The following is a 26,571-nucleotide window of genomic DNA, read 5'->3' as shown; positions in this document are numbered from 1 at the left end:
GGTGCGGGCCGCTTCCCGGAGCCGGTGGCGCCGCGGCCCGAGGCGGGCCGGCCCCCGGGACGGGAGCCGCCCCCGGTCCGTGCGTCCCCGCCGGTCCGGGAGCCGCCCCCGGTGCGGGGCAGCGGCGTCCTCGGCTGCGTCGCACGGGCCTCCGGCGGCTGCCGCAGCGTGCGCTGCTCGACGTACTGCTCGGCGAGCCGCCCCGAGGGCCGGTCCGGGTCGGTGCGCGGCGCGGGCGGCCGGACGTCCGGGAGCCCCCGCGCCTCACGGGCGGCGATCTCCTTGAGCCGCAACGACAGTTGCAGGGTGCTCGGCCGCTCCTCCGGGTCCTTCGCCAGGCATGCCCGGACGAGCGGAGCGAGCGCGTCGGGCACGCCGCGCAGCTGCGGCTCCTCGTGCACGACCCGGTAGAGCATGACCTCAGAACTGCCGTGCCCGAAGGGGGAGTCGGAGGTCGCCGCGTAGGCGAGCGTCGCCCCGAGGGAGAAGACGTCGGTGGCCGGGGTGACGGCGGCACCGCGCACCTGCTCGGGGGCGAGGAAGCCGGGCGACCCCACGGCCGTACCGACGTGCGTCAGCGTCGAGGCGCCGGTCGCCCACGCGATGCCGAAGTCGATGATCCGCGGCCCCTTCGGGGACAGCAGGATGTTGGACGGCTTCAGGTCGCGGTGGACGACACCGGCCTCGTGCACCGCCACCAGTCCCTCGGAGAGGGCGGCACCGACCGCGGCCACCTCGGCGGCCGAGAGCGGCCCCTCCTCGTTGACCTTGTCGTGCAGCGAGGGCCCCGGTACGTACTGGGTGGCGAACCAGGGCCGCTCCGCCTCCAGGTCGGCGGCGACCAGCCGGGCCGTGCACCCGCCCCTGATCCGCCGCGCGGCCGAGACCTCGCGCGCGAACCGTGACCGGAACTCCTGGTCCTCCGCCAGGTCCGGCCGGATCACCTTCAACGCGACTCGCTGTCCACGTCGGTCGGAGCCCAGGTAGACAACGCCCATCCCGCCCGCGCCGAGCCGTCTGTGGATCCTGAACGAGCCGACGACGCGCGGGTCCTCGCGCCTCAGGCGCATCATCGCCATGTTCATCCCCGCTGCCCGTTCCGTCTGACGAGCCACAGCTTACGTTTCCACGGCCGGGCGTGCGCAGAGGCCGCGCCCTCGCGACCGGATCGATTGTCGGCCCCGCGCACGCGACATGAAAGGTGGTCAGGGAACAAGAGTTCGGGGCGGTGTTGGGTCTTCGATGATCTCAACGTCCCGACAGACAGGGGGGATTGGCGGACCGGACGGAGAGCGGGTGAACGGGGCGAGGAACGTCGGGAACATGACATGCAGCGGCGGGGTGATCGTCTTCACGGCCGACCGTCGGACGCCGTCGGCGGTACGCCGGGGTGTGACGGAAGTGAGCGAAGTCACCCTCTTCCGTGCGTGCTCCCACCCGGCCGTGGTGACCCCCGGCAGAAGGGGCACTCCACGCATCTCCCGGCCGTCCCCTCCGGGAAGACCCCGAGACCTAGGACCCCGTCTCCACCCTGGGGAGTACGCCGCACGTCATCGCTCATCCTCCGGGAGGCCCGCCAATCGGTACGAGGGCATGACGACCCCTGCCCCCCGCGCGCCTAGATTTGAGGTCAAGCGGCGGGTGCAGCACTCGTCCCCCGAGGTCAGGCACCCGCCGCTGCCAACGACAAGCACCACAGGCAAGACGCACAAGCACCACAGACAAGAGACAGACAAGATCGGTCAGGAGGAGGGATCATGGCCCACACGGCTCCGCGGACTGCGCTCCGCACGCGAGAGCGCAGGGTGTTCACCGCCGAGCGCGGGGCGGGCCGCCGCCACCCCTTGGTGGCGACCGCGATGGTCCTCCCCCTGGCGGCCCTGCTCGTGTACGCCTTCGGCGGCTGGGAGGCAGTGGTCACACAGGCGTCGTCCGTGGGTGTGATGCTGGGGCGCTGAGCGGCGACTCCAGGCCCGGAAGAGCGGTCCGGGTGGGGACATCCATCCATGAAACCCCGTGGGGACGGGGGTGCGGCGGACGGCAAATAGACGCCCGCGCAGCTGGGGAGCTGCGCGGGCGTTGTCTTGTGCCCCGCGAACCCCGCTTGCCCCGGCCCCGAGGATCCGTGGCCCCCGCGGACTCCGTCGGCGTCGCGGCCGTCGTGGGCCTCCTGGGGCCTGGCGCCACCGTCCCTTCCGGCGGCGGACCGTCGTGCCGCCGGCGCCCGTTTGCGTAGGCTCACCGGCAGCGTGCCGTACCGTCCGCAGGGGGAGCCCATGACCACCACCGACGTCCTGCCCGCCCTCAGGGCCACGGTGCGCGGCGCGGCCCATCCACAAGCGGCCCCCTGTTCCCACCCCGACGCCGTCCTCGCGGAACGGGAGGACGGCACGGTCGTCCGCCACGCGGACACGGTCGCCAAGGCCCACGCCCCCGACACGGACCCCGCCCACCTCGCCCTCCGACTGACCGTCGCCACGGCCCACCCCGACCTCCTCCTGGCCCCCCTCCGCCCCGACCCGTCCGCCCTCCACGGCCGTCTGATCACGTTCTGGCCGTACGGCACCCCGGTCGACCCCGAGACCCCCGACGACGCCCCCTGGGAGGAGGCGGCCACCCTCCTCGCCCACCTCCACCGACGCGAGGCACCCCCGGGCCTCCCGCCGATGCGGGGTCCCGTGAAGGCGGCCCGCGCTGTCGCGCGGCTCACCGGGACCGCGCCGGACCACCCCGCCGCACCCCCCGTCCTCCGCGCCTGGCGCACGCTCCCCGCCTGGGCGAGAACCGAGGCCCCCATGCCCGGCCCGACCATCCTCTGCCACGGCGACCTCCATCTCGGCCAGCTCGTCCGCCACCCGGCGAGCACCGGCCCCTGGCGCCTGATAGACGTCGACGACCTCGGGGTCGGCGCCGCCGCCTGGGACCTCGCCCGCCCGGCCGCCTGGTACGCCTGCGGCCTCCTCCCGCCCGACGTCTGGGCCCGTTTTCTGGGCGCCTACCAGCGGGCGGACGGCCCGGCGGTCCCCGCCGACGCCGACCCCTGGCCGGTACTGGACGTACCGGCCCGCGCACTCACCGTGCAGACGGCCGCACTGGCCATCGCCAAGTCCACGGCGGCCGGCCGCCCCCTCGACGACGTGGAGGGGGCCGTTATCGACGCATGTGACCGAATGAGTACCGTCCCGCCGGAGTTGGCGAGCGATTTCCCGAAGTAGGGTGCAACCGACCACCGCCGGGCAGTGTCTGTCCTGGCGTAACACGAAGCAGCGCCAACGGCGAGGAGTTGAGCCGAACCATGCACATGCAGTGTCCGAAGTGCCATGCGCCGATGCACACGTACAACCGCAACGGTGTCCAGATCGAGCAGTGCAGCGGCTGCCGCGGGATCTTCCTCGACTACGGCGAGCTGGAGGCGCTGACCCGTCTGGAGTCCCAGTGGGGCGGCCCGGCCGTTCCGCCGCCCCCCGCCGCCCCGCAGTACCCGGCAGGCGGTCACCACTCCGCTCCCGCCTGGGGCGCCCCGCACGGCGGCCACCACGGGGGTCACCACGGCGGCCACCACAACCGCGGCTTCGGTCACATGCTGTTCTCCAGCTGAACCCACGCACGGCGAAGCCCCCGGCCGCAGAGACGGACGGGGGCTTCGAGGTGTGGACGATACTGGGATTGAACCAGTGACCTCTTCCGTGTCAGGGAAGCGCTCTCCCGCTGAGCTAATCGTCCTCGGGATGTGATCCGAGGATCACGGTGATACCGCGTGCGCGATACTGGGATTGAACCAGTGACCTCTTCCGTGTCAGGGAAGCGCTCTCCCGCTGAGCTAATCGCGCGGGTCAGACCTTCGATGATCTGTCGAAGATCCAGTGGACGATACTGGGATTGAACCAGTGACCTCTTCCGTGTCAGGGAAGCGCTCTCCCGCTGAGCTAATCGTCCTTGGAGGTGGAGACGGGATTTGAACCCGTGTAGACGGCTTTGCAGGCCGTTGCCTCGCCTCTCGGCCACTCCACCAGGAGTGAGGGGTTCGGGAAGATCCCCTTGTTCCTACGAGCGGACGACGAGGCTCGAACTCGCGACCTCAACCTTGGCAAGGTTGCGCTCTACCAACTGAGCTACGTCCGCTTGTCGTTTCGGTCCGCTCTCGCGTCCCGGCGACGAGTTGAACTCTAGCGGATTCCGGGGCCAGCACAAAAACGCGTTTGTGCAGCGTGCTGCGGTGCGTCCTCTCCGCCACCCGGCCGGGGCCGCCGGGCGGGCGCCCGTCCTAGACTCGACTGCGTGTCCGACCTGCCTCCTCTCGCCCGCTTCGGCAACCTTGTCGCCTCCGGTCTCGCCGATGTGACCAGCGATCCCGCCGCTCTGGACTCGTCCGGTTTCTGGGCGGTCCGCGCCGATTTCGAGGGTGGCGTGGTGTGTGCGCGCTTCAGTGACGTCCGGCACGAGCCGGTCCCGCGGCCGGTGCCGGGGGAGTGGCGCGGTCCGGCCGTCGGCGACTGGACGTCGTCGCTCGACCGCGGCGCGTACACGGCGGGTGTACGCCGCATCCGGGAGCACATAGCCGCCGGCGAGGTCTACCAGGCGAACCTCTGCCGGGTGCTGTCGGCGCCCGTCGCGCCGGACGCCGACGTGGACGCGCTGACCGCGCTGCTGGCCCGAGGCAACCCGGCACCCTTTGCCGGAACGATTCGCCTGCCTGGTCACGGCGTGGAGATAGCCACCGCCTCGCCCGAACTGTTCCTGCGGGTCGACGGCCGGAGCGTCGAGTCCGGCCCGATCAAGGGGACCGGACGGACCGAGGCGGACCTCCTGGAGAAGGACTACGCCGAGAACGTGATGATCGTCGACCTCGTCCGCAACGACATCGGGCGGGTCTGCGCCACCGGTTCCGTGACCGTCCCGGACCTGTGCGTCGTCGAGAAGCACCCGGGGCTCGTCCACCTCGTATCGACCGTGCGGGGCGAACTCGACGCGGACGCCGGCTGGCCGGAGCTGCTCGCCGCGGCCTTCCCGCCCGGCTCGGTCACCGGCGCACCGAAGTCCAGCGCCCTGCGGATCATCGACGCCCTGGAGACGGCGCCCCGCGGCCCGTACTGCGGGGGCATCGGCTGGGTCGACGCCGACCGGGGCACCGGAGAGCTGGCCGTCGGGATCCGCACCTTCTGGATCGACCGGCCCTCGGGCGAGCTGAGGTTCGGCACCGGCGCCGGCATCACCTGGGGCTCGGACCCCGAGGCGGAGTGGCGGGAGACCGAACTGAAGGCAGCCCGGCTGCTCGCGGTAGCGTCGGGAACGTACGAGGCGAGTGGGAGGACCCTTACGTGAAGATCTGGCTCGACGGCGGACTGCAGGACATCGACTCCGCCCGTGTCTCCGTCCTCGACCACGGGCTGACCGTGGGCGACGGCATCTTCGAGACCGTCAAGACCGTCGACGGGCGGCCGTTCGCGCTCACCCGCCACCTCGACCGGCTCACCCGCTCGGCGCGCGGCCTCGGGCTGCCCGAGCCCGACCACGACGAGGTGCGCCGCGCCTGCTCCGCCGTCCTCGACGCCAACCCGGTGCCGCTCGGCCGGCTGCGCGTCACGTACACCGGCGGTGTCTCCCCGCTCGGCTCCGACCGGGGCGACCACGGCACCACCCTCGTCGTCGCCCTCGGTGAGACCTCCCGGCGCGCCGACTCCACCGCCGTGATCACCGTCCCGTGGACCCGCAACGAGCGCGGCGCCCTCACCGGCCTGAAGACCACCTCGTACGCGGAGAACGTCGTCGCGCTCGCCCGCGCCCACGAACAGGGCGCGAGCGAGGCCCTGTTCGCCAACACGGTCGGGCGGCTCTGCGAGGGCACGGGCTCCAACGTCTTCGTCGTCCTCGACGGCGAGATCCACACCCCGCCGGTCGCCTCCGGCTGCCTCGCCGGCATCACCCGCGCGCTCGTCGTCGAATGGACCGGCGCCCGTGAGACGGACCTCCCGCTGGACGTCCTGGAGAGCGCCGACGAGATCTTCCTGACGTCGAGCCTGCGGGACGTGCAGGGCGTGCACCGCGTCGACGGCCGTGAACTGCCCGGCGCGCCCGGCCCGGTCACCGCCAAGGCCATGCGGATCTTCGACGAGCGGTCCGGGAACGACCTCGATCCGTAGAACCGGGCGATATTCGGCGGACATGGGGCGGTGAGACGGGTAGAACACCCGTGATGACCACCACCCTGCGGCCCATCGAGCCGCTCCAGTACGCAGCCGACGGGTCCCGTTCGCGCCGCTACCAGGTGTGCGTGAACAGCCGTCCCGTCGGCGAAATACACCTCGGCACCCGCCCTGAGCCCAGCTCCTCGGCCGCCCGGATCCTGGACCTGCGGATCGACGAACCGGACCGTCGGCGCGGCCGGGCCACGGTGGCCGCGCTGGCCGCCGAGGAAGTGGCCCGAGGCTGGGGCTGCCGACGGATCGAGGCGTCCGTCCCGGCCGGCGCGGAGCCCGCCCTGCGGCTCGCAGAGACCCTCGGCTACGTCCTGCGCAACCGCCACATGCGCAAGCCCCTCGACGGCGCCCCGCCCGAACTGCCGGAGGGCAGCCGGGCGCGCCCCATGACCGAGGCCGAGTTCGGCCCCTGGAAGGAGGCGGGGCTCGACGGCTACGCGCAGGACCTGGCCACCCACGGGGTGCCCGAGACGGAGGCGTACGCGCGTGCCGCCGAGGGCTACGAGCGGTGCCTGCCCCACGGACCGGCCTCCCCGAACAACGTGTGCAGCGTGCTGGAGCACGAGGGCACCAGGGTCGGCACCCTCTGGGTGTGGCTGACCGCCGACGCCGCCTGGGTCTACGACGTGGAGGCGGACGCCGCGCACCGGGGCAGGGGGCACGGCCGTTCGCTCATGCTGCTGGCCGAGGCCCAGGCCATGGCGGCCGGCCGCACCGTCCTCGTGCTCAACGTCTTCGCGGGGAACGTCCGCGCCGAATGCCTCTACGAGTCCCTCGGCTACGAGACGACCACCTACCACTTGTCCAAGCCGCTGCTCTGAGGAGGGTGCGGGGCGCGCGTTCGCGGGCGGCGGTGCCGGGTCTCAGGCGCTCTCGGCCAGCAGACGGTCGGCGATCTCCTCGACGCGCTCGCGCAGTCCTTCCTGGCTCTTGCCGCCGTCGAGGCGTTCGCCGCCGATGACGTACGTCGGGGTGCCGGTCACACCGATCGCCTTGCCCTCGGCCTGGTCGGCGTCCACGATCAGGATGTGCCGGCCGTCGATCAGTGCGGTGTCGAACTCCTCGGCGTCCAGCCCCAGTTCGCGGGCCGCCTCCACCAGGAACGGCTCACCGGCACGGTCCAGCTGCTCCACCCGGCCCAGTACGGCCTCGACGTACGGCCACGCCTGCCCCTGCTCCGCGGCCTCCTCGGCGGCCTGCGCGGCGGCGAAGGCGTGCTTGTGCTTCTCCAGCGGGAAGTGCCGCAGCCGGATGTCGAGCCGGTCGCCGTAGCGGGCCCGCAGCGCCCGGAGGTCGTCGAGGGCCTGGCGGCAGTCGGGACACTGGAGTTCGCACCAGACGTCCAGGACGACGGACGACGGTACGGGGGAGGAGTCGCTCATGCGATCAGTCTTCCAGCCCGGGACCGCACCGGCCCAATCGACCGTCCTCATGCCGGCTGCCCCACCCGCCGCGCACCGGTCCGTCCGGCCCGGTCGGGCCGCCCTCGCCGGTGGCGACCCCGAGACGACCCGGAGATCTCCCTGAGGTCTCCCCGGACCATGGCATATCGGGCGCGGGGCGGTGCAGGATGGAAGGGACGGACCGATCCGCCCGACCGCGCTGCGCCTTGGAGGACCCGATGATTGCCGAGACAGTTTGCGCCGCCGTCTCAGCGGCCGGCCTGGGCCTCGCCGCGATCACGGCGTACCGGAAGCGATTCCTCAGGGCGACGCGCATCGCGGCCTACGCGCTCGTTCCCATCGGCCTGGTGATGACCGGAGTCGTCGAGTGGGTGGCGGACACCGCGTTCAGCCCGACCGCGTGGGCCGGCTTCGGAGTGCTGGGCGCCGCCTGGTTCCTCTTCATGACCACACGCGCGGTGGAGCGACGCCGGGGCGACACCGGCAAGGACCGCAAGGCGGCCAAGGCGTCCCGCACGGAGGCGATAGCCCCGGCCGCCTCGGCGCCCTCCTTGGGCGGTAGCGCCCGCCCGGCGGGCCGCCCCACCACCGGATCCCGGCCGACGAGCCCCGGCGCGTCCGCCGCGGACGACTTCAGCGACATCGAGGCGATCCTGAAGAAGCACGGCATCTGACCACACGCCCCGCATCAGCCGCCCTTCACCGATACAGAACGCATCGGACTGAAACGACACAGTAGGTCCACCGGTGACGCCGAAGTGATCACGATCGCTCCGGAGGTTGTGGATATTGGCGAACTCTCCGTCATTCCGGGTCGGTTGATCGCGCGGAGGGCCTCCGCTGCGTCATCATCGCCGCGAGATGCTGGATACAACAGAACAGAGCGACACCACCGCCCCGCCCGAGGAGCGGCGAGGTTGTCTCTTCGCGCTTTCCCAGCCGCCGCTGATGATCTTCCTTGCGGTGATCGGCTGCCTGCTGCTCATGGCGTCACTGCACGACCTGCTGATGCTCTGAGCCGTAAACGGAGCCCCTGACGTCACCCGTCGAGGGCTCCGTAAGCCCCAGCAACACCCGTCACGGCCTTGGCCCGCCACAGGTCACTCCCCGGTGTCTCCTCAGCCCGCGGCTTCCTTGCGGCGCGCCCGGTACGCGGCCACGTGCAGGCGGTTACCGCAGGTACGGCTGTCGCAGTAGCGGCGCGAGCGGTTGCGGGAGAGATCGACGAAGGCGCGCCGGCAGTCCGGGGCCTCACAGCGGCGCAGCCGCTCCTCTTCCCCCGCGACGACGAAGAAGGCGAGCGCCATGCCGCAGTCGGCCGCGAGATGGTCGGCGACGGACGCGCCGGGCGCGAAGTAGTGCACATGCCAGTCGTAGCCGTCGTGGTTCGTGAGCCGGGGCGTCGTGCCCGCCGCGGCGACGAGGTCGTTGATGACGGAGGCGGCCGAGCCGGGGTCCGGCGCCGAGAAGACCTCGGCGAACCTGCCGCGTACCTTGCGCACGGCGGCGAGGTCGAACTCCGACAGTGCGCCGACATCGCTGATGTCGTGCTCCTGTACGAAGGCGGCGAGCGACGCGACGTCCGTGAGCCCGTCCGCCGCCGTGTCGTTCTCCGGTGCGGTGTTCACCAGATCCACCACGGTGTCGAGGGCACACCGGGTGTCGTGGGTGATCAACACGTTTCGCTCCCTGGCCTGCGAGGGTCGGGCAGCCGCCCGCCGATGCTGGCCGATGGTAACGGCTCCCCGCGCCGGACGGACCGGACGGACCGGCCCGGAGCCCGGGAAACCGCGGGGGCGTGGTCAGCGGGGGCGCCGGAGCCGAAGTGACCGGAAGGGATGCGCCCGGCGGGTGACCGACCACGCTCCGTCACCCGGCGCATACGGACGCCGCCGCGCGGAGACCCGCTGCGACGGCGTCGATCGGTCGGCCTGAGCCGTATGCGGTTGTCCTGGCCCGAGCCGTCTCCCCGAGTGGACGGCGCCGGGCGGCTCTGTGGGGTCTCGGTCTAGCTCTCCGCCAGGATGTGCGAGAGCTCCTGATCGAGGTCGAAGTGCCGATGTTCCGTGCCGGGTGGCACGGCGGCGTCTGTGCGCTTCAGGAAGGACTCCAGAGCTCGCGCCGGGGCTTCGAGCAGTGCCTCGCCCTCCGGAGAGCTCAGGGCGATGCAGACGACGCCCTGACCGTGACTGCGCGACGGCCAGACACGGACGTCGCCGGTGCCGGTGGGCCGGTGAAGGCCCTCGGCGAGGAGGTCGCGGGCGAACACCCACTCGACCGTTTCCTCCGCTCCGGTGTGGAAGGTGGCGTGCACGGCGTAGGGATCGGCCGTGTCATACCGCAGTCCCGCGGGTACAGGCAGTGAGGACTCGCTCGACACAACGAGGCGCAGGTGCAGCTCGCAGCTGACCGTGGTGTTCATAAGCGCCAAGGCCTTTCGCTCAGTGTGCGCTCGGGGATTCGCACGTCGGCGAAATCGACATGCCACCTACGGTGCCGTTGTAAACCCCTCTGGGAGTTTTGCGTCGCTTTTGGTAGCTCATCCGGCCGAGTCCGACTTCATCCGGTACGGCCATTCCGGTGACCGGTTTCTCTCCGGTAGGGTTTGGCCGTATGGACACGGGGAGTAACGGAACGGGGGAGGTCGCGGTGGCGGCCGACGGATCGAACAGAGAGACGGACGTAGCGAACAGCGAGGCCGATGTGGCCAAGAAGGAAGCGCCGCTCGGGTCCCGTGCGCCGGAATTCGTCAAGGCGCGCCGGATGCTGCACCTCAGCTGGCAGGTGGCCGTCTTCATCATCGGCCTCGCGGTGGTCGTGGCCGGCGTGATCATGCTTCCCCTTCCGGGCCCCGGCTGGGTCGTGATCTTCGGCGGCATGGCGATCTGGGCGACCGAGTTCGTATGGGCCCAGCTGGTGCTCCGCTGGACCAAGCGCAAGGTCACCGAGGCGACCCAGCGCGCCCTCGACCCCCGGGTCCGTCGCCGGAACCTCATCCTGACGTCGATCGGCCTGGTGATCGTGGCCGTTCTCATGGGGGTCTACCTCTGGAAGTTCGGCTTCGAGATGCCCTGGAACATCAAGAACCAGTAGGCGCGGGCCGGACCTTCGCCGAGCGCCGGCACCGCGTCCGAGGCACCCCCTGACATGGGGTAATGTTCTTCCTGCGCCCGGGCGATTAGCTCAGTGGGAGAGCGCTTCGTTCACACCGAAGAGGTCACTGGTTCGAACCCAGTATCGCCCACCAGTCGAAACGACCTGGTCCACGGACACCCCGTGGACCAGGTCGTTTCGCATGTACGGACCAATGCGCGCGTGATGGCGTGGCGCCGCGTGCCGATTGGTTCCAGGGGGGAGGGTCAGTCGGGGGGCAGGGGCAGGGGCAGGGGGCCACAAGCCGCAGGTCCGGGGCCGAGGGGCAGGGGCCACAGGTCAGCAGTCGAGGACCGGAGGCTGCCGGCCAGGGGCGCGGAGGCTGGATGCCTGGACCGGCGACCGTGTCCAGGTGTCCAGGTGTCCAGGTGTCCAGGTGCCCAGGAGGGCCCCGGGCTGGCGGGGAGGCCGGATCCGAGGTCCGGAGCCACGTGCGGCCCCGCCCTCCCCCACTCACCCCACCCCAGCCCTCTCTCACCCCCAACATTTGGCTGTTTTCAGCCCTCCGGCGCCGCCCACTCCCCTCGCCGCCACCCGCCCAACGGCCCTCACCCACAGTCAGATCGCGCAGTCGCCAGGGCCTGAGCCGTCTCTCCCGGCGTGGCGCCGCCTGACTCCTTTCGGCCTGTCTGCGGCTCCGGCCGACAGTCCGTCTCGCGTTCGACGGGTCGGCCGCAACTCGCCGACCTGCACGTTTACTTGACGAGAGGTCACCGCAGCCGCCGCGCGGCCCCGCGCGGCGACCCCTCCGCTTTCCATCAATTCCTGTCCGAATCATTGACGTCTCCTGAGGGGCTCCGTACCTTGTGCCAGCAAGCGCTTACTTGAAACGATTCATGAGGCGGACGCAGCGTCGCGGGGAGGCCCAACCATGCACCAGGACAAGAATGTTGAGAGGCGGACTGTCCTCAAGGCGGCCGGAGTCTCACTGGCCGTCGCGGGGCTCGGGGCGACGGCCACGGCCTGTGGTGGCGGCAGCGGGTCGGGGGACGGGACGGTGACGATCCGTTACGCCTGGTGGGGTGCCGAGGACCGGGCGGAGCGCATCAAGAAGACCATCGCGCTATTCGAGAAGAAGTACCCGAAGATCAAGGTGAAGACCGACTTCCAGGTGTATCCGGACTTCTGGAAGAAGTTCAACACCCAGGCCTCCGGTGGAAATCCGCCGGACGTCTTCCAGAATGCCATCGGCTTTCTGCGGAAATACGATGCGAAGAATGTGCTGCTCGATCTCAACGCACAGGTCGAGGCGGGCAATCTCTCCCTGGACGGCTTCCGGGCCGGCCTGGAGAAGTTCGGCGAGGTCGACGGAAAGCTGCTCGGAGTCCCCGTCGGTTCCAACTCCATGGCCCTGGTGATCGACAAGCCCGTCTACACCAAGTCCGGGGTGAAGCCGGAACAGGGCTGGACCTGGGACGACTTCGACGCGGCGATGAAGAAGATCCACGACAGGACCGGACGGGCCGGCGACAGCGGCATGTACGGCGTCATGTACCTCTACGACCTCTACCTGCGTCAGAACGGCAAGGCGTTCTTCACCGAGGACGGCCTCGGCTTCACCGAGGCGGACCTCAAGGAGTGGTGGACGAAGGCGGAGAAGGGCATCAAGCAGGGCCTCTACGCCGACCCCAAGAAGGTCGCCCAGACCAAGCCCAAGTCGGCGGTCGCCGCGGAGCTCGCCGCCGGTGAGTTCACCTGGGACAACTTCACCGTCCGCTACACCTCCGAGGGCAAGAGCGAGTACGGTCTGGCCCCCATCCCGACCACCGACGGCAAGAAGACCGGCCAGTACCTCGGCTCCCTCATGCTCAGCGCGTCCAAGCGCACCCAGCACCCCAAGGAAGTCGCGCAGTTCATCAACTTCATGGTGCACGAGCCCGAGGTCGCCAAGATCATGGGCTACGACCGGGGCGTGCCGGCGACGCAGGCCCAGTACGACGCGTTCAAGCCGACCGACCCCGTCAACAAGGCCATCGCCGAGTACGAGGAGTCCCTCGTCGCGGCCGGTGTCCTGGAGCCCATCACCCCGCACCCGAACGGCGCGGACATCTGCGAGGCCGGGTTCATGCGCATCGCCGAGGAGCTCGCCCTGGGCAAGCGGTCGGTCGACGACGCCGTCAAGCAGTTCTTCACCGAGTCGAAGACGGCTCTCGGCAGCTGATGGGAACCGCCGTGACACACGCCCCTGCGATGGAGGACCTGACCCAGGACTCCGAGCCGCGGCACCGTCCGGCCAAGTCCCCCCGCCCCGCCGCGCTCAAGCGGCGGGGCCGCCGGGAGACCCTGGCCGGCTATCTCTTCATGTCCCCGTGGATCGCCGGGTTCCTGCTGCTGACCGCGGGCCCGATGGTCGCCTCGCTCTACTTCGCCTTCACCGACTACAACCTGTTCGACGCCCCCCAGTGGATCGGCCTCGACAACTTCTCCGAGATGTTCGCCGACCCGCGCTGGCAGAACTCGGTGAAGGTGACGCTCTGGTACGTCGCCGTCGGTACGCCGATCAAGCTGATCGCCGCCCTCGGAGTGGCGCTGCTGCTCGCCCAGAAGCGACGCGGTCAGGCCTTCTACCGGGCCGCCTTCTACGCACCGTCGCTGATCGGCGCCAGCGTCTCCATCGCGATCGTGTGGAAGGCGATCTTCTCGGACGACGCCATCGTCGACCGTACGCAGAAGCTGTTCGGGATCGACGTCGGTGGCTGGACCGGTGACCCCGACCTGATCATCTACAGCCTCGTGGCGCTCACCGTCTGGCAGTTCGGCGCCCCGATGGTGATCTTCCTCGCCGGTCTCAAGCAGGTCCCGCGCGAGCTGTACGAGGCGGCCGAGGTCGACGGGGCGGGGACGTTCCGGCGGTTCTGGAACATCACCCTGCCGATGATCTCCCCGGTCCTGTTCTTCAACGTCCTGCTGGAGACGATCCACTCCTTCCAGATCTTCAGCTCGGCGTACATCGTCGGCGGCGGCGCCGGCGGCAACGCCTGCGGTCCGGCCGACGGTTCGATGGTCTACACCTGTTATCTGTACGTCCAGGGCTTCGAGAACAGTCGGATGGGCCTGGCCTCCGCCATGGCCTGGGTGCTGCTGGTCGCGGTCGCCCTGGTGACGGCGGTGCTGTTCTGGTCCCAGAAGCGCTGGGTGCACTACGAGGAGGGTGCCTGATGAGTGCGCAGGCCACCGAGATCACCCCGGCGCCGACGGCGAAGGGCGGCGCCCTGCGGCGCAAGCTGCCCGGCTCCCTCGCCTGGCACATCGGCTCCCTGCTGATCCTCGCGGTGATCCTCTACCCGGTGATCTGGGTCGTGGGAGGCTCGTTCAAGAACAGTGACGACATCGTCGGCAGCCTGGACCTGTTCCCGAGCGACCCGATCATCTCCAACTACACACGGCTCTCCGAGGGCATCGCCGACATCCCCATCTCCACGTTCTTCCTGAACTCGCTCACGCTCGCCGTGGGCTCGGTGATCGGGATCCTGGTGTCCTGCTCGCTGACCGCTTACGCCTTCGCGAAGATCAAGTTCGCCGGCCGGAACCTGCTGTTCACGCTGATGATCGGCACGCTCCTGCTGCCGTACCACGTCCTGCTCATCCCGCAGTACGTGCTGTTCCGCAACATGGACATGATCAACACCAATGTCCCGCTGCTGCTGCCGAAGTACCTGGCCACGGAGGCGTTCTTCGTCTTCCTGATGGTGCAGTTCATGCGGAACCTGCCCCGGGAGCTCGACGAGGCGGCCCGGCTCGACGGCTGCGGGCACGTCCGGATCTACTGGTCGATCGTGCTGCCGCTGTCCCGGCCCGCGCTCATCACCAGTGCGATCTTCACCTTCATCAACGCCTGGAACGACTTCATGGGTCCGCTGATCTATCTCAACGACCCCGAGAAGTACACGGTCTCGCTCGGGCTGAAGATGTTCGTGGACCAGGACGCCGTGGCCAACTACGGCGGCATGATCGCGATGTCGCTGGTGGCCCTGCTGCCGGTGCTGGCCTTCTTCCTCGCCTTCCAGCGCTATCTGATCGACGGCATGGCCACGTCCGGCCTGAAGGGCTGAGGTGAACCGACCATGGACCGGGCCCGGACGAAGGCCGCCAAGCCCCGCGGGGAGTCCCCGCTCGCCGAACGGTTCGCGCTGTTCGCCGAGTGTCTGCTCACCGGGGTGTGGATCGCGGTGGCCGCGCTGCCGCTCGTGACGTACCCCGCCGCGTTCGCCGCCGGGTCCCGTCATCTGCGCCGCCGCACCGCTCATGTGGGCGGTGGGCTGCGCGAGTTCGTGGCGGACTTCCGGGCGGCGCTGCGGGGCGGATGGCTCGTCGCGCTCGCCGGCTGGGCCGCACTCGCGGCGGTGTGGGTCGACGTCCAGGCCGTACGCGCCGGGATCCCGGGCGGGCCGCTGGTCGGCGCCGTCGGCGTCCTCGCGCTGATCGGCGCCGCCGTCACGATCCTGCGCGCGGCGGCGGTCTGGCAGCCCGGCGCCGCCTGGCGGGTCCTGCTCGCGGCGGCCGGGCGCCGGACGGTGCTCGATCCCGCCGGGTCCTTCCTCGTCGTCGGCGGGCTGGCCGTGGTCGCCTGCTCCGCCTGGTTCACCGCCCCGCTGGCGGTCCCGGTCCTCGGGGCCGTCGCCGCGGCGGCCCTCGCCGTGGAGGAGCGGTACCGGCGCCGCCGCTGACCCCAGGCGGTGCCTCGCACAAGGTCGGCGCCCCGGGCGCCGCACCTCTCTCTGTCATGCCCCTGACCACCCCGCACGCAAGACTTCCCGTACGGAAAGGAAAGGCCATGTCCCCCATCGACCGCAGGTCCCTGCTCAAGGCGGCCGCCGTCGCCGGAGCCGCCGCGCAGTTCAGCTGGGCGCCAGGGAGTACGGCCGCCCAGGCGGCACCGAGAGCCGAGACCGCGGAGGCGGAACCGGTCACCCTGGACTGGCTGGAGGACGGCGGCCTCGGCGCCGCGCCCGGCTCCACCGTGGGCGTGCCCTGGCCCAGGGGCGCGTACGAGAAGGAACAGTCGTTCTCCTTGAAGGACGAGGACGGCAAGGAGATCCCCGTCCAGTCCTGGCCCATCGGCTACTGGCCCGACGGCTCCCTGAAGTGGACCGCGCACGCGGTCGGCGCGGGCGCCGGCTCCGGCAAGCTCACCCTGACCGCGGGCACCCCCGCCGCCCCGGCGAAGAAGGTCACCGTCCATCAGCGCGTCGGCACCATCGACGTCTCGACCGGCGTCATCACCGCCAAGATCGGCAAGAGCGGCTCCACCCTCGTCAAGTCGGTGCTGCGTGGCTCCACCGAGGTCGCCCGCACCGGCCGCCTCGTCCTGCTGCGCCAGCCCGAGATCGAGGACGGCGACCAGGGCACGGTCAAGTACGAGCGCTTCGAGAGCGTCATCGACGAGGTCGAGGTCGAGCAGGAGGGCCCCGTCCGTGCCGTGGTCCGCATCGACGGCAAGCACCGCAAGGGCGGCCGCAGCCGGCTCCCCTTCTCGATCCGTCTCTACTTCTACGCGGGCGCCGAATCGTTCCGCATGGTCCACACCATCACCTTCGACGGCACCCAGGAGCCCGGGAAGGCCAGCGGCGACTTCATCCGCGGTATCGGCGTCCGCTTCAAGGTCCCGATGCGCGACGCCGCGTACGACCGGCACATCCGCATCGGCGGCGAGGGCACCGGTCTGCTCCGCGAGGCCGTCAAGGGCGTCACCGGACTGCGCCGGGACCCCGGCTCGGCCGTGCGCACCGCCCAGTTCGAGGGCAAGAAGCTGCCGGACCCGTCCACGTGGGACCAGCGGGTCACCACCCGCCTGCAGTACATCCCCGAATGGGGCGACTACACCCTCTCCCAGCTCTCCGCCGACGGCTTCTCGGTCCGCAAGCGGACGAAGAAGGGCCACGGCTGGATCCCGGCGGGCGGCGGCCGGCGGGCCAGCGGCTTCGGGTACGTCGGCGGGGCGAGCGGGGGATTCGCCGTCGGCCTCAGGGACTTCTGGGAGAAGTTCCCCGCGCAGCTCGACATCCGGGACGCCCACACCGACGAGGCCGAGGTCACCATGTGGCTGTGGTCTCCCGAGGCGCAGCCCATGGACCTGCGCTTCTACCACGACGGCATGGGCCAGGACACCTACCCCGAGCAGCTCGAAGGTCTCAACATCACCTACGAGGACTACGAGCCCGGCTTCGGCACCCCCTACGGCATCGCCCGTACCAGCGAACTCCTCTTCTGGGCCCATGAGTCGACGCCCGCCGCCGACGACATGGCCAGGCAGGTCGAGGCCGTCCGCACACCCCCGCAGCTCGCCGCGCCGCCCCAGCAACTCGTCAGGGCCGGTGTCTTCGGCAGGCTGTTCTCCCGGCCGGACCGCTCCACCGCCGCCAAGGCGAAGATCGAGGACCACCTCGACTTCCTCTTCACCTACTACAAGGACCAGGTGGAGATGCGCCGTTGGTACGGCTTCTGGGACTACGGCGACATCATGCACAGCTACGACCCGAGCCGCCACCAGTGGTGCTACGACGTCGGCGGCTACGCCTGGGACAACTCCGAGCTCTCGCCCGACCTGTGGCTGTGGTTCGCGTACATGCGTTCCGGCCGCGCCGACATCTTCCGCTTCGCGGAGGCCATGACCCGCCACACCGGCGAGGTCGACGTCTACCACCTCGGCAAGTGGGCCGGCCTCGGCACCCGCCATGGCGTCCAGCACTACGCCGACAGCGCCAAGCAGCAGCGCATCGCCAACACCACCTACCGCCGCTACTACTATTTCCTCACCGCCGACGAACGCGTCGGCGACCTCATGCACGCCAACGTCGACTCCGACGAGACGTTCCTCGTCCTCGACCCCATCCGCAAGATCCGCACCGAGCCGTACACCCCCGACCGCAACGCCCTGTCGATCGGCTTCGGCACGGACTGGTCGGGCCTGGTCTCCGCGTGGCTGACGGAGTGGGAACGGCGCGGGCCGAAGTGGGAGAAGGCCAGGGCGCGCGTGCTGTCGACCATGGAGACCATCGCCGCCCAGCCCAACGGCTTCGTCCAGGGCACCGGGCTGTACGACCTGGACACCGGGGAGTTCGCGGTCGCGGAGAAGCCGGTCGTCGGGGTCTCGCACCTGTCGGCGATGTTCGGCCTGGTCGAGATGTGCGCGGAACTCATCGACCAGATCGACATGCCCAAGTTCAAGGAGGCATGGCTGGACTACTGCCGCTACTTCAACGCCACGAAGGCCGAGCAGGCCGCCCGCTACGGCTCGAACTTCGGCACGCTGCTCCTCTTCCAGGGGCACTCACGGCAGGACGCCTACGCGGCCGTGCAGTTGGGCGACGACAAGCTCGCCGCCCGCGCGTGGCGGCAGTTCTACAACAGCGCCGACACCTGGGACTACAAGGAGTCCACCGACTGGTCCACGAAGAAGGTCGAGGGGCCGACGGGGCTCGTCCCCGGCAGCGAGGCCGCGTGGGTGTCCACCAACGCGACCGCGCTGTACGGGCTGGCAGCCATCCAGAACCTGGCGCTCGTCGGCGACAAGATGCCGTGACGCTCCGCTGAGGGGCCGGGGGTTACGGGGGCGCCTCGGGGGTGGGGAACTGCGGGTCCGCTGTGGCCGGTCGCGCAGTTCCCCGCGCCCCTGAGGGGCGCGGGGGCTCGGGGATCGTCAGGTCATCTTCCCGAGGGCGTCCCGCACCCGGCGGGCGTCGCTCAGGCGCTGCTCGTACGTGGCGCCCGCCGCCAGCAGGATCAGGCCGGCCAGGGCCGGAGGCGCCCAGCGGGGGAGGGCGTCGACCACCTGGGCGATGTACGGGGCCAGTTCGTGCAGGGTCACCAGCGTGAGGGTGGCGCCGCCGAGCAGGAGCGGGGCCTGGAGACGGTGGCGGGCTCCGACGAAGGTGAGGGCCAGCGCCGCCGTGCCGAGCAGCAGGGGGCGCAGCCAGTGCGCGTCGCCCCAGGCCGCCGCGAGGCTCGGCAGCAGGGTGGCCGCGAGGCCCGGCCCGTACGCCGTCCAGGACGAGGCCGCCGGGTCACGACGGCGCCGGAGGAGGCCGACGGCCAGCGCCGGGACGGTCACCGGGAGCGTGTACGCCTCCGGGGACCCGACCTCCCAGGCCGCCAGCCGCACCCAGCCGGCCAGCACCAGGAGCACGGCGGCCGCGTAGCCGACGTAGCGTCGCTCCTGGCGTACGGCGGTCCCCGCCGCGATGACGCCGCAGAGCGCCAGGGTCAGGGCCAGCATGGGGGCGTCGGTGACGGAGAGGGCGACGGCCAGGAGGCCCGCCGCGGCGCCGGTCGCCTCGACCGGGACGGTCATGGGGGAGGCGCCGAGGCGCGCCGCGAGCAGCGCGGCGATGGCCGGCACCACCAGGACCAGCAGGGCCGTGTGCCGCGGCTCCCAGCCGGCCGACGCGCCGATCGCGCAGGTCAGCGCGGTGCCGTGGACGAGCGCGGCGGGCGCGGTGAGCGGACCGAGGTCCGTGCGCCAGGCGGCCAGGGCGAACAGGACGGTCGAGGCGGCGAGCACCGTGAGCGTCGCGGACTCGGTCGCGAGCGCCGCCGACGCCAGGGCCCCCGACGTGACGAGGGCCAGCAGCGCGGCCGTGAGCGCCGCCGGGTCCTGGAGGCGCTTGCCGGCGGCCGGCCGTACACGGGCCGCCACCATCAGCGCCGCCACCGCCACGGCTCCCTGGGCCACCAGCCCCGCCGTGTACGGGAGTTCGAGTACGGCCGGGAGCACCAGGCCCGTCGCCCAGCCCAGCACGAGCGCGCCCACCAGGGCGGGGGTGCGCCACGCGGTCGCACGCCCGGCCAGGGCCAGCACCCCGGCGAGCACGGCCAGGACGAGGGGGACCGTCGCGGTGAGCGGCGGCCACGGGGCGCCCACCGTCACCACGGCCCGGGCGTCGTCGGGAGCGCCGGACCAGATCCGCTCGACCCAGCCGGCCGGGCCCAGCAAGGTGACGACGACCGTCGGGAAGGCGGTGAGGGCGGCGATGGCCTGGACAACCGCGGAGGACAGGGCGAGACCTCGCCGTACCGGATCGGGGACACGGGTCCGGACGACCGCCAACAGGGCGACACCGCACAGCAGGTAGCCGGGGACCGTCCACACGTCCGGCAGCACGGACCGCAGGACCCCGCCGAGCGCCGCGACCATCAGCAGACCGCCGGTCAGGGCGGTACCGAGGGCCGGGCCCGGCTTCGGCGCGAACCGGGCGACGGCCAGGGCGGTCGCGGCGGCGAGGGCGAGGAGCGCCGCCGCACGGGCGGCGGCGCCCGGACCCGCGGCGGACCACGAGAGCCACCCGGCCGCCAGAACACCCCAGGCGCCCCAGCCGAACGCGCCCACGAGAGCGACGATCCGGACGGGCGTCATCCGCGTCCGGAGCGCGACCGCGCTGTCCGCCGCGGCCGTCACCAGCACGACGGTCGTGACCGTCTCCGCACCCGCGCCCAGCGCCGACACCCAGAGCAGCAGCGGCAGTTGCGCGGCGACCAGGGCGAAGGGCAACGGCAGACGGAGAGCGACACGCAGGGCTCCCGCCCCCGCGACCGCCGAGGGCCTGTCCTCCGCGTCACCGGCGGTCGAACGGTCCTGCGAGCCGTGTACAGCCGGCGGGACCGCCGCGCCCACGGCCAGGCCGTACGCCGCCCAGGTCGCCGCCAGCACCGCCGAGGCGGCCGCCGCGAACCCCGTGCCGCCGGTCCCCGGGAGGACCACCTCGTGCAGGGCGTACGCGTCGAGCACCGTCAGAGCCATGCCGAGGCCGGCCACCGCCTCCGCGGTCGAGCGCAGCCCCCGCCGCAGGAGCGCCACGGGCGTGGCGAGGGCGGCGAGGGTCACCCCACCCAGGACCAGCGAACGGCCGGCGATCCCCATGTGCCCCCAGCTGACCAGAGTGAACGCGATCGCCGCGACGGTCAGCAGGACCCCGCCGAGGACCAGCAGCACATTCTGGACACCGGGTGCCGTCGCCTCGGGGCCCCGGGCCGGCGGACGCGCCGAAGGGTGAGAGGGCCCGGCGGCCTGGGCGTACATCGCGTTGACCAGCCAGGCGCGGCGGGTCAGCAGAACGGCGCGGCGGGCGTCGAGCTGCCGCAACTCTGTGTCGAGGAGGCGCAACTCCTCGGCCGGGGACGGAAAATGCGTCATGTTCCGCAGTGTGGTCCGGGTCACGCGCCGAGGACATGAGCGCACATACTCAGGGCGGTACTCAGATCCAGCCACCATCAGCCCGGTACGAGGTCCACCGGCGGGCACAATCCGAGCATGGACTGGTGCCTCTACCGCTTCCGCAGCCTCTGGCCCCTGCCCGCGCCGCCCTCCACCGTGTACGACGCGCTCCAGCGGGCCGAGGATTATCCGCGCTGGTGGCCCCAGGTGCGCGAGGTGACCCCGGCCGACGACACCAGCGGCACCCTGCGCATCCGCTCCGTCCTGCCGTACGACCTCGTCATCACCGCGCGCGAGGTACGGCGCGATCCGGCCACCGGGATCCTGGAGATCGAGATGAGCGGGGACCTCGACGGCTGGGCCCGCTGGACGCTCACCGCCGACGGGACCGGCACCCTCGCCCGCTACGACCAGGAGGTCGATGTCACCAAGCCCCTGATGCGCCGGCTCGCCGTGCCCGGCCGGCCCCTGTTCCGCGCCAACCACGCGCTGATGATGCGGGCGGGACGCCGAGGGCTCGCCGCGTACCTCGCGGCCGACGGACAAGCGGTTTGAACCAGAGCCGTCTGGACCTGTATTGTTCAGTCCGTTCCCGGGCGATTAGCTCAGTGGGAGAGCGCTTCGTTCACACCGAAGAGGTCACTGGTTCGAACCCAGTATCGCCCACCCGGAAAAGAACCGGTCCGACACAGTCGGGCCGGTTCTTTGTTGTGCCACTGCTTCTCCGCTGTGCCGCCGGCACCGGCGCGCCCTCGGCCGGTGGTTCTGCCGCTCACGCCGCAGCGGCCAGCCCCGGACGCAGGGGCCACGCCGGATCCACCGCCTCCTCCGAGCCGCTGCGCGCGAACCACGCCTGAAGGCCGCGGGCCTGCGCCGCGTGCCACACCGCCTGGAGCGTGTGCAGCTCGGCGGGGGAGAGACGGGCCAGCCTCGTGGCGAAACGACGCCCCACGGCCCGTACGACGTCCATCGCCGCCTGCGCGTCGGCCGCCGCGTCATGCGCGCCGTCCAGCACGACCTCGTAGTGCGCGCACAGATCGGTCAGGGTGCGGCGGCCCTTGCGGTAGCGGTCCAGGTGCTTGTCCAGGACCCGGGGATCGAGCACTCGCAGCGGCGTCGCCTCGAACCACTGGTCGAGCGACGATGCGCGGTGACGCCTCAACTCCCGGTCCAGCAACGTCAGATCGAACGGCGCGTTCATCACCACCAGCGGGCGGCCACGCGACGCCTGCTCGGCCAGCACCCTGGCTATCTCCTCCATCACCGGTGACGGCCAGCGCCCCTCGCGCTGCAACCGCTCGTCCGTCAGCCCGTGCACCGCCGTCGCCCCGGCCGGGACCGGCACCCCCGGATTCACCAGCCACCGGGTCACCCGGGGGCGGGTGCCGGGCGCGTCCTGGACGACGACGGCGGCCGACACGATCCGGTCGGTCTCGACGTCCACACCCGTGGTCTCCGTGTCGAACGCCGCCAAGGGCCCCTCGTACCAACACGTCATGCGTACTCAACTCCTCGTTCACCCGGAGCAGCTGACGCCCCGTCTTCTGCCCGTTTGGTGATACCCGGGCTGTTTGCGCCGTACGCCGGAAGGAGACAACAGAAGTACGGGTCTGCGCAGTTCAGGGGCTCGGCACGGGGAAGGACCTGTAGGGGAAGGCTGTTGGTCATGGCCATAGCGCAGCCCGAGCGGGGCGGGCTGCTGCCCGAGCACGCGGAGTCACACCGCGGCTCCCTCGCCACCACCGCCTGCATGGAGACACTGCAGGTGGGTTATCTGCACGCGGTGGCCGCCGCGGCCGGCTGCTCCCTGTCCCAGCCCTTTCCGGACAACGGCATCGACTGGCACGTCAGCCACGGCTCACCCGGGCACACGGTCGACGACGAGGTCACCATCAAAGTGCAGCTCAAGGCCACCTACCAGGTCGCCCCCAACCCCTCCGGCCGCACCTTCTCCTTCACGCTCGACAACGACCACCTGGCGAAGCTCGCCCGCACACCCGTCACGGTGCACAAGATCCTCGTCGTGATGATCGTCCCGAGATCGCGGGAGCAGTGGCTGCGGGCCGGCCACGACCGCCTCGACCTGCGGCACTGCTGCTACTGGATCAACCTCGCCGGACACCCGATCACCGGGCGGCACCGCACGACCGTGCGCATACCGACCTCGCGCATCTTCGACGACCGAGCGCTCTGCGAGATCATGACGCGGGTCGGAACGGGAGGCAGACCGTGACCCACGGGCCCATCGACCAGCCCCTCCGCCCGGTACGGCCCCACCCCGTCGACCCCGTCCTGACCCAGCCGCCCGACCCCGCCCGCGTGGATCCCGCCGTGCTCGGCGCCCTGCTGCTCCGGCACGGCTGGCAGCGGCGCGGCGGCGCCGCCGGACGCTACGGCCGCTGGACCCCACCGGGCCCCGGCGGACGGGGCATGAGCCTGCTCGTCCCGGAGAACCGGGCCTTCCCCGACAGCGACGACCTGCTCGGCGAGGCGCTGACAGCCCTCTTCCGCAGCGGATCGCCGGCCGCACGCGACGTCCTGGTCGGCCTCGCCGTCCCCAGCGACGAGATCCGCTGGTGGCGTGACGTACCGACCGGACCCGTGGGAACCGCCTCCTGGGCAGTCGAGGACCAACTCCGCTCCGCCGCCCGCCAGATGCTCCTCGCGGCGGCCCTCGCCACCCGCGCGCGAGCCGGCTACCACGGCGCCCGCCACCGCCTGCCCGCCGCCGCCCTCCTCGACGGGGTGCTCGTCGGTGCCGCGCCCGGCGGCCGCAGCCTCACCGCCTTCGTGCCCGTCACCACCGGGCGCCCCCTCGCCGTACGCCTCCAACAGGCCCTGTACGCCACCCGCGAGGCCATCGACTACCAGCGCGCCACCGGCGGCATGGACGCCTTCGACGGCGCCGTGGAGGCCGGGGTGTCCCACGAGCTGACCGAGGCCCTCGTCGCCCTCGTCCGCGGCACCGAGGGCGCCCGCGTCGCCGTCGAGTGGGCGCCCGCCGCCGGGGTCCCCGAGGGCGGGTCGACCCCGCCCGAACCCGTCGAGTTCTCACCCGGCGACCTGCCCGTGCTGCGCGAGGCCGGAGCCCGCTACCTCCGCGAGGAACCCTCCGTGCCGGTCCGCCTCACGGGGGCCGTGGTCCGGATGCGCCGGTCCGCCGCGCGTGGCGAGGGAACCGTACGGCTGCGCGTCCTCGCCGGGGCCGAGGTCCCGCACGTCCGTATGACCCTCGACGAGGAGGCGTACCGGATCGCGGGGCACGCCCATCTCGTCGGGCTGCCCGTACGGGTCCACGGACGGCTGGAGAGCCGGGGCGGCTTCCGCCGGCTCACCGACGCGGGCGGCGTCGCACCCGTGGAGGTCGACGAGGCGGAGCGGGACCGCCTGATGAAGTCGCTCCAGGAGACGGCGGAGATCACGGCCTTCTTCGAGGAGGCGTGCGGAGGGGAGTGAGAGCCCCGGCGTACGGGTGCTCGGCGCCCCTCGCCGGGTCGCGGGGACCGGTGAGGGCGTAACCCTTTCGCAGAGGGCACCCCCGGCTCGGTACGATTCCTGTCTGCGTACGCGGACGCGTGCGCGACCACCATCAGGCAGGAGAGACCGGTGTCAGACGTCCGTGTGATCATCCAACGCGATTCCGAGCGGGAAGAGCGCGTGGTGACGACGGGCACTACGGCCGCCGACCTCTTCTCCGGTGAGCGCGCCATCGTCGCGGCCCGCGTGGCCGGTGAACTGAAGGACCTGGCGTACGAGGTGCGGGACGGCGAGACCGTCGAGGGCGTCGACATCTCCTCCGAGGACGGCCTGAACATCCTGCGCCACTCCACCGCGCACGTCATGGCCCAGGCCGTCCAGGAGCTGTTCCCGGAGGCCAAGCTGGGCATCGGACCGCCGGTCCGCGACGGCTTCTACTACGACTTCGACGTCGAGAAGCCGTTCACGCCCGAGGATCTCAAGGCCATCGAGAAGAAGATGCAGGAGATCCAGAAGCGCGGCCAGCGCTTCTCCCGCCGCGTCGTCACCGACGAGGCCGCCCGCGAGGAGCTCGCGGCCGAGCCGTACAAGCTGGAACTGATCGGCCTCAAGGGCTCGGCCTCCTCCGACGACGGCGCGGACGTCGAGGTCGGCTCCGGCGAGCTGACGATCTACGACAACCTCGACGCCAAGACCGGTGACCTGTGCTGGAAGGACCTCTGCCGCGGTCCGCACCTGCCCACCACCCGGAACATCCCGGCGTTCAAGCTGATGCGCAACGCCGCCGCGTACTGGCGCGGCAGTGAGAAGAACCCCATGCTCCAGCGCATCTACGGCACCGCCTGGCCCTCGAAGGAGGAGCTGAAGGCGCACCTCGACTTCCTCGCCGAGGCCGAGAAGCGCGACCACCGCAAGCTGGGCAACGAACTCGACCTGTTCTCCATCCCGGACGAGATCGGCTCCGGACTCGCCGTCTTCCACCCCAAGGGCGGCATCATCCGCAGGGTCATGGAGGACTACTCGCGGCGCCGCCACGAGGAGGAGGGCTACGAGTTCGTCTACACCCCGCACGCCACGAAGGGGAAGCTCTTCGAGGTCTCGGGCCACCTGGACTGGTACGCCGACGGCATGTACCCGCCCATGCAGCTCGACGAGGGCGTGGACTACTACCTCAAGCCCATGAACTGCCCGATGCACAACCTGATCTTCGACGCCCGCGGCCGCTCCTACCGTGAACTGCCGCTGCGCCTTTTCGAGTTCGGGACCGTGTACCGGTACGAGAAGTCCGGCGTCGTGCACGGGCTGACCCGGGCCCGCGGCTTCACCCAGGACGACGCGCACATCTACTGCACCCGCGAGCAGATGGCGGACGAGCTCGACAAGACGCTCACCTTCGTCCTGAACCTCCTGCGGGACTACGGCCTCACCGACTTCTACCTGGAGCTGTCCACCAAGGACCCGGAGAAGTTCGTCGGCTCCGACGAGGCGTGGGAGGAGGCCACCGAGACCCTGCGCCAGGTGGCCGAGAAGCAGGGCCTGCCGCTGGTGCCGGACCCGGGCGGCGCCGCCTTCTACGGCCCGAAGATCTCCGTGCAGGCCCGCGACGCCATCGGCCGCACCTGGCAGATGTCGACGGTCCAGCTCGACTTCAACCTGCCGGAGCGCTTCGACCTGGAGTACACCGGCCCGGACGGCTCCAAGCAGCGCCCCGTCATGATCCACCGCGCGCTGTTCGGTTCCATCGAGCGCTTCTTCGCGGTGCTCCTGGAGCACTACGCGGGCGCGTTCCCGGCGTGGCTGGCGCCCGTCCAGGCGGTCGGGATCCCGATCGGCGACGCGCACGTCGAGTACCTGCAGAGCTTCGCCGCGGAGGCGAAGAAGAAGGGGCTGCGCGTCGAGGTCGACGCGTCCTCCGACCGTATGCAGAAGAAGATCAGGAACGCGCAGAAGCAGAAGGTGCCGTTCATGGTCATCGTGGGCGACGAGGACATGAACGCGGGCACGGTGTCGTTCCGCTACCGGGACGGCTCGCAGGAGAACGGCATCCCGCGTGACGAGGCGCTGGCGAAGCTCGCCGACGTGGTGGAGCGCCGCGTCCAGGTGTGAGCCGCCCTCGCGGCTGAGCGCGTGAGAAGGAGGCCCCCGGGGGGTTCGGATCCCCGGGGGCCTCCGCTCGTCCGTCCCGCCCCGC

General features: G+C 71.2%; 24 protein-coding genes and 7 tRNA genes. 20 read left to right on the top strand and 11 right to left on the bottom strand.

Features of this window, described 5'->3' with window-relative positions; genetic code table 11:
* On the bottom strand, positions 1 to 1,085 hold a 1,085-nt coding region (locus SMA5143A_RS09875; RefSeq protein ID WP_107462503.1), incomplete at its 3' end, for a serine/threonine-protein kinase.
* Between the two features lie 672 nt (positions 1,086 to 1,757).
* Between SMA5143A_RS09875 and SMA5143A_RS09870 the strand changes: the two genes are divergently transcribed.
* From SMA5143A_RS09870 to SMA5143A_RS09860, 3 genes are all read left to right on the top strand, one after another.
* Positions 1,758 to 1,958 carry a hypothetical protein gene (locus SMA5143A_RS09870; RefSeq protein ID WP_055716924.1) on the top strand — a complete coding sequence of 67 codons (201 nt, stop codon included), beginning with the start codon at positions 1,758 to 1,760 and terminating at the stop codon, positions 1,956 to 1,958.
* Positions 1,959 to 2,276: 318 nt separating this feature from the next.
* Entirely contained in the window at positions 2,277 to 3,215 is a 939-nt protein-coding gene (locus tag SMA5143A_RS09865) for a phosphotransferase family protein (protein ID WP_107462502.1), read from the top strand.
* A gap of 86 nt (positions 3,216 to 3,301) precedes the next feature.
* Entirely contained in the window at positions 3,302 to 3,598 is a 297-nt protein-coding gene (locus SMA5143A_RS09860) for a TFIIB-type zinc ribbon-containing protein (RefSeq protein WP_099965768.1), read from the top strand.
* Between the two features lie 53 nt (positions 3,599 to 3,651).
* Here SMA5143A_RS09860 and SMA5143A_RS09855 read toward each other — a convergent pair.
* From SMA5143A_RS09855 to SMA5143A_RS09835, 5 genes are all read right to left on the bottom strand, one after another.
* Positions 3,652 to 3,723, bottom strand: a tRNA-Val gene (locus SMA5143A_RS09855).
* 35 nt (positions 3,724 to 3,758) lie between these two features.
* Positions 3,759 to 3,830, bottom strand: a tRNA-Val gene (locus SMA5143A_RS09850).
* 34 nt (positions 3,831 to 3,864) lie between these two features.
* Positions 3,865 to 3,936: transfer RNA gene (locus SMA5143A_RS09845), tRNA-Val, on the bottom strand.
* A gap of 1 nt (position 3,937) precedes the next feature.
* Positions 3,938 to 4,011 (bottom strand) — tRNA-Cys (locus SMA5143A_RS09840).
* Positions 4,012 to 4,049: 38 nt separating this feature from the next.
* Positions 4,050 to 4,122 (bottom strand) — tRNA-Gly (locus SMA5143A_RS09835).
* Positions 4,123 to 4,278: 156 nt separating this feature from the next.
* Here SMA5143A_RS09835 and SMA5143A_RS09830 point away from each other — a divergent pair.
* Genes SMA5143A_RS09830 through SMA5143A_RS09820 form a run of 3 tightly spaced genes read left to right on the top strand, consistent with a single transcriptional unit; the run spans position 4,279 to position 7,018 of the window.
* On the top strand, positions 4,279 to 5,322 hold the full coding sequence (locus SMA5143A_RS09830; protein WP_107462501.1) for a chorismate-binding protein: 1,044 nt from the start codon (positions 4,279 to 4,281) through the stop codon (positions 5,320 to 5,322).
* Positions 5,319 to 6,140: an aminotransferase class IV gene (locus tag SMA5143A_RS09825; protein ID WP_107462500.1), complete on the top strand. Its 822-nt coding sequence runs from the start codon at positions 5,319 to 5,321 to the stop codon at positions 6,138 to 6,140. The genes SMA5143A_RS09830 and SMA5143A_RS09825 overlap by 4 nt, the downstream gene beginning before the upstream one ends.
* Positions 6,141 to 6,193: 53 nt before the next feature.
* On the top strand, positions 6,194 to 7,018 hold the full coding sequence (locus tag SMA5143A_RS09820) for a GNAT family N-acetyltransferase (protein WP_107462499.1): 825 nt from the start codon (positions 6,194 to 6,196) through the stop codon (positions 7,016 to 7,018).
* 42 nt (positions 7,019 to 7,060) lie between these two features.
* Here the strand turns inward: SMA5143A_RS09820 and SMA5143A_RS09815 are convergent, their stop codons facing one another.
* Positions 7,061 to 7,579: a DsbA family protein gene (locus tag SMA5143A_RS09815; RefSeq protein WP_107462498.1), complete on the bottom strand. Its 519-nt coding sequence runs from the start codon at positions 7,577 to 7,579 to the stop codon at positions 7,061 to 7,063.
* 239 nt (positions 7,580 to 7,818) lie between these two features.
* Between SMA5143A_RS09815 and SMA5143A_RS09810 the strand changes: the two genes are divergently transcribed.
* Both SMA5143A_RS09810 and SMA5143A_RS42945 read left to right on the top strand, forming a co-directional pair.
* On the top strand, positions 7,819 to 8,274 hold the full coding sequence (locus SMA5143A_RS09810) for a hypothetical protein (protein WP_107462508.1): 456 nt from the start codon (positions 7,819 to 7,821) through the stop codon (positions 8,272 to 8,274).
* 187 nt (positions 8,275 to 8,461) lie between these two features.
* The gene (locus tag SMA5143A_RS42945; RefSeq protein WP_167738881.1) at positions 8,462 to 8,617 is read left to right on the top strand and encodes a hypothetical protein; all 156 of its coding nucleotides are present in this window, start codon (positions 8,462 to 8,464) and stop codon (positions 8,615 to 8,617) included.
* A 101-nt stretch (positions 8,618 to 8,718) separates the two neighbouring features.
* On the opposite strand, the gene SMA5143A_RS09805 is transcribed toward SMA5143A_RS42945, so the two are convergent.
* Together SMA5143A_RS09805 and SMA5143A_RS09800 are read right to left on the bottom strand one after the other, a co-directional pair.
* Positions 8,719 to 9,279: a CGNR zinc finger domain-containing protein gene (locus tag SMA5143A_RS09805; protein WP_107462497.1), complete on the bottom strand. Its 561-nt coding sequence runs from the start codon at positions 9,277 to 9,279 to the stop codon at positions 8,719 to 8,721.
* Between the two features lie 329 nt (positions 9,280 to 9,608).
* Positions 9,609 to 10,022: an SsgA family sporulation/cell division regulator gene (locus SMA5143A_RS09800; RefSeq protein WP_004002642.1), complete on the bottom strand. Its 414-nt coding sequence runs from the start codon at positions 10,020 to 10,022 to the stop codon at positions 9,609 to 9,611.
* A 191-nt stretch (positions 10,023 to 10,213) separates the two neighbouring features.
* On the opposite strand from SMA5143A_RS09800, the gene SMA5143A_RS09795 reads away from it, so the two are divergent.
* The 7 genes from SMA5143A_RS09795 (at position 10,214) to SMA5143A_RS09765 (ending at position 18,275) form a co-directional block, all read left to right on the top strand.
* Positions 10,214 to 10,693 (top strand): TIGR02611 family protein, encoded by a 480-nt coding sequence (locus tag SMA5143A_RS09795; protein WP_099965515.1) that lies wholly within the window; start codon positions 10,214 to 10,216, stop codon positions 10,691 to 10,693.
* Positions 10,694 to 10,772: 79 nt separating this feature from the next.
* Positions 10,773 to 10,847 (top strand) — tRNA-Val (locus SMA5143A_RS09790).
* 777 nt (positions 10,848 to 11,624) lie between these two features.
* Positions 11,625 to 12,914, top strand: coding sequence for an ABC transporter substrate-binding protein (locus SMA5143A_RS09785; protein WP_107462496.1), 1,290 nt, complete (start codon positions 11,625 to 11,627; stop codon positions 12,912 to 12,914).
* On the top strand, positions 12,914 to 13,912 hold the full coding sequence (locus tag SMA5143A_RS09780) for a carbohydrate ABC transporter permease (protein ID WP_180303598.1): 999 nt from the start codon (positions 12,914 to 12,916) through the stop codon (positions 13,910 to 13,912). Before SMA5143A_RS09785 ends, SMA5143A_RS09780 begins: the two co-directional genes overlap by 1 nt.
* Entirely contained in the window at positions 13,912 to 14,805 is an 894-nt protein-coding gene (locus SMA5143A_RS09775; RefSeq protein WP_107462495.1) for a carbohydrate ABC transporter permease, read from the top strand. Before SMA5143A_RS09780 ends, SMA5143A_RS09775 begins: the two co-directional genes overlap by 1 nt.
* A gap of 12 nt (positions 14,806 to 14,817) precedes the next feature.
* Positions 14,818 to 15,420 carry a hypothetical protein gene (locus SMA5143A_RS09770; protein WP_107462494.1) on the top strand — a complete coding sequence of 201 codons (603 nt, stop codon included), beginning with the start codon at positions 14,818 to 14,820 and terminating at the stop codon, positions 15,418 to 15,420.
* Between the two features lie 107 nt (positions 15,421 to 15,527).
* Positions 15,528 to 18,275 carry an exo-rhamnogalacturonan lyase family protein gene (locus tag SMA5143A_RS09765; RefSeq protein ID WP_107462493.1) on the top strand — a complete coding sequence of 916 codons (2,748 nt, stop codon included), beginning with the start codon at positions 15,528 to 15,530 and terminating at the stop codon, positions 18,273 to 18,275.
* A gap of 117 nt (positions 18,276 to 18,392) precedes the next feature.
* Here SMA5143A_RS09765 and SMA5143A_RS09760 read toward each other — a convergent pair whose 3' ends face one another.
* Positions 18,393 to 20,882 carry an SCO7613 C-terminal domain-containing membrane protein gene (locus tag SMA5143A_RS09760; RefSeq protein WP_107462507.1) on the bottom strand — a complete coding sequence of 830 codons (2,490 nt, stop codon included), beginning with the start codon at positions 20,880 to 20,882 and terminating at the stop codon, positions 18,393 to 18,395.
* A 117-nt stretch (positions 20,883 to 20,999) separates the two neighbouring features.
* On the opposite strand from SMA5143A_RS09760, the gene SMA5143A_RS09755 reads away from it, so the two are divergent.
* Positions 21,000 to 21,458, top strand: coding sequence for an SRPBCC family protein (locus SMA5143A_RS09755; RefSeq protein ID WP_107462492.1), 459 nt, complete (start codon positions 21,000 to 21,002; stop codon positions 21,456 to 21,458).
* A 39-nt stretch (positions 21,459 to 21,497) separates the two neighbouring features.
* Positions 21,498 to 21,569 (top strand) — tRNA-Val (locus tag SMA5143A_RS09750).
* 106 nt (positions 21,570 to 21,675) lie between these two features.
* Here the strand turns inward: SMA5143A_RS09750 and SMA5143A_RS09745 are convergent.
* Positions 21,676 to 22,401: a 3'-5' exonuclease gene (locus tag SMA5143A_RS09745; RefSeq protein WP_107462491.1), complete on the bottom strand. Its 726-nt coding sequence runs from the start codon at positions 22,399 to 22,401 to the stop codon at positions 21,676 to 21,678.
* Between the two features lie 168 nt (positions 22,402 to 22,569).
* Between SMA5143A_RS09745 and SMA5143A_RS09740 the strand changes: the two genes are divergently transcribed.
* From SMA5143A_RS09740 to thrS, 3 genes are all read left to right on the top strand, one after another.
* Positions 22,570 to 23,136 (top strand): DUF4365 domain-containing protein, encoded by a 567-nt coding sequence (locus SMA5143A_RS09740; protein ID WP_055541061.1) that lies wholly within the window; start codon positions 22,570 to 22,572, stop codon positions 23,134 to 23,136.
* Positions 23,133 to 24,359 (top strand): hypothetical protein, encoded by a 1,227-nt coding sequence (locus SMA5143A_RS09735; protein ID WP_107462490.1) that lies wholly within the window; start codon positions 23,133 to 23,135, stop codon positions 24,357 to 24,359. Before SMA5143A_RS09740 ends, SMA5143A_RS09735 begins: the two co-directional genes overlap by 4 nt.
* A gap of 150 nt (positions 24,360 to 24,509) precedes the next feature.
* Positions 24,510 to 26,486, top strand: coding sequence for a threonine--tRNA ligase (gene thrS, locus SMA5143A_RS09730; RefSeq protein WP_107462489.1), 1,977 nt, complete (start codon positions 24,510 to 24,512; stop codon positions 26,484 to 26,486).
* The last annotated feature ends 85 nt before the right edge of the window (positions 26,487 to 26,571 follow it).

The organism is Streptomyces sp. MA5143a (assembly GCF_900290235.1).
GTDB lineage: Bacteria > Actinomycetota > Actinomycetes > Streptomycetales > Streptomycetaceae > Streptomyces.
The sequence above is the reverse complement of the archived record's forward strand: the minus strand, read 5'-3'. Positions and strand labels throughout refer to the sequence as shown.

Excerpts from the sequence above, each read along its gene's own strand:
- SMA5143A_RS09870 (WP_055716924.1), top strand. The coding sequence starts at position 1,758 with ATGGCCCACACGGCTCCGCGGACTGCGCTCCGCACGCGAGAGCGCAGG.
- SMA5143A_RS09865 (WP_107462502.1), top strand. The coding sequence starts at position 2,277 with ATGACCACCACCGACGTCCTGCCCGCCCTCAGGGCCACGGTGCGCGGC.
- SMA5143A_RS09860 (WP_099965768.1), top strand. The coding sequence starts at position 3,302 with ATGCAGTGTCCGAAGTGCCATGCGCCGATGCACACGTACAACCGCAAC.
- SMA5143A_RS09820 (WP_107462499.1), top strand. The coding sequence starts at position 6,194 with ATGACCACCACCCTGCGGCCCATCGAGCCGCTCCAGTACGCAGCCGAC.
- SMA5143A_RS09815 (WP_107462498.1), bottom strand. The coding sequence starts at position 7,579 with ATGAGCGACTCCTCCCCCGTACCGTCGTCCGTCGTCCTGGACGTCTGG.
- SMA5143A_RS09810 (WP_107462508.1), top strand. The coding sequence starts at position 7,819 with ATGATTGCCGAGACAGTTTGCGCCGCCGTCTCAGCGGCCGGCCTGGGC.
- SMA5143A_RS42945 (WP_167738881.1), top strand. The coding sequence starts at position 8,462 with ATGCTGGATACAACAGAACAGAGCGACACCACCGCCCCGCCCGAGGAG.
- SMA5143A_RS09800 (WP_004002642.1), bottom strand. The coding sequence starts at position 10,022 with ATGAACACCACGGTCAGCTGCGAGCTGCACCTGCGCCTCGTTGTGTCG.
- SMA5143A_RS09795 (WP_099965515.1), top strand. The coding sequence starts at position 10,214 with ATGGACACGGGGAGTAACGGAACGGGGGAGGTCGCGGTGGCGGCCGAC.
- SMA5143A_RS09785 (WP_107462496.1), top strand. The coding sequence starts at position 11,625 with ATGCACCAGGACAAGAATGTTGAGAGGCGGACTGTCCTCAAGGCGGCC.
- SMA5143A_RS09780 (WP_180303598.1), top strand. The coding sequence starts at position 12,914 with ATGGGAACCGCCGTGACACACGCCCCTGCGATGGAGGACCTGACCCAG.
- SMA5143A_RS09775 (WP_107462495.1), top strand. The coding sequence starts at position 13,912 with ATGAGTGCGCAGGCCACCGAGATCACCCCGGCGCCGACGGCGAAGGGC.
- SMA5143A_RS09770 (WP_107462494.1), top strand. The coding sequence starts at position 14,818 with ATGGACCGGGCCCGGACGAAGGCCGCCAAGCCCCGCGGGGAGTCCCCG.
- SMA5143A_RS09765 (WP_107462493.1), top strand. The coding sequence starts at position 15,528 with ATGTCCCCCATCGACCGCAGGTCCCTGCTCAAGGCGGCCGCCGTCGCC.
- SMA5143A_RS09760 (WP_107462507.1), bottom strand. The coding sequence starts at position 20,882 with ATGACGCATTTTCCGTCCCCGGCCGAGGAGTTGCGCCTCCTCGACACA.
- SMA5143A_RS09755 (WP_107462492.1), top strand. The coding sequence starts at position 21,000 with ATGGACTGGTGCCTCTACCGCTTCCGCAGCCTCTGGCCCCTGCCCGCG.
- SMA5143A_RS09745 (WP_107462491.1), bottom strand. The coding sequence starts at position 22,401 with ATGACGTGTTGGTACGAGGGGCCCTTGGCGGCGTTCGACACGGAGACC.
- SMA5143A_RS09740 (WP_055541061.1), top strand. The coding sequence starts at position 22,570 with ATGGCCATAGCGCAGCCCGAGCGGGGCGGGCTGCTGCCCGAGCACGCG.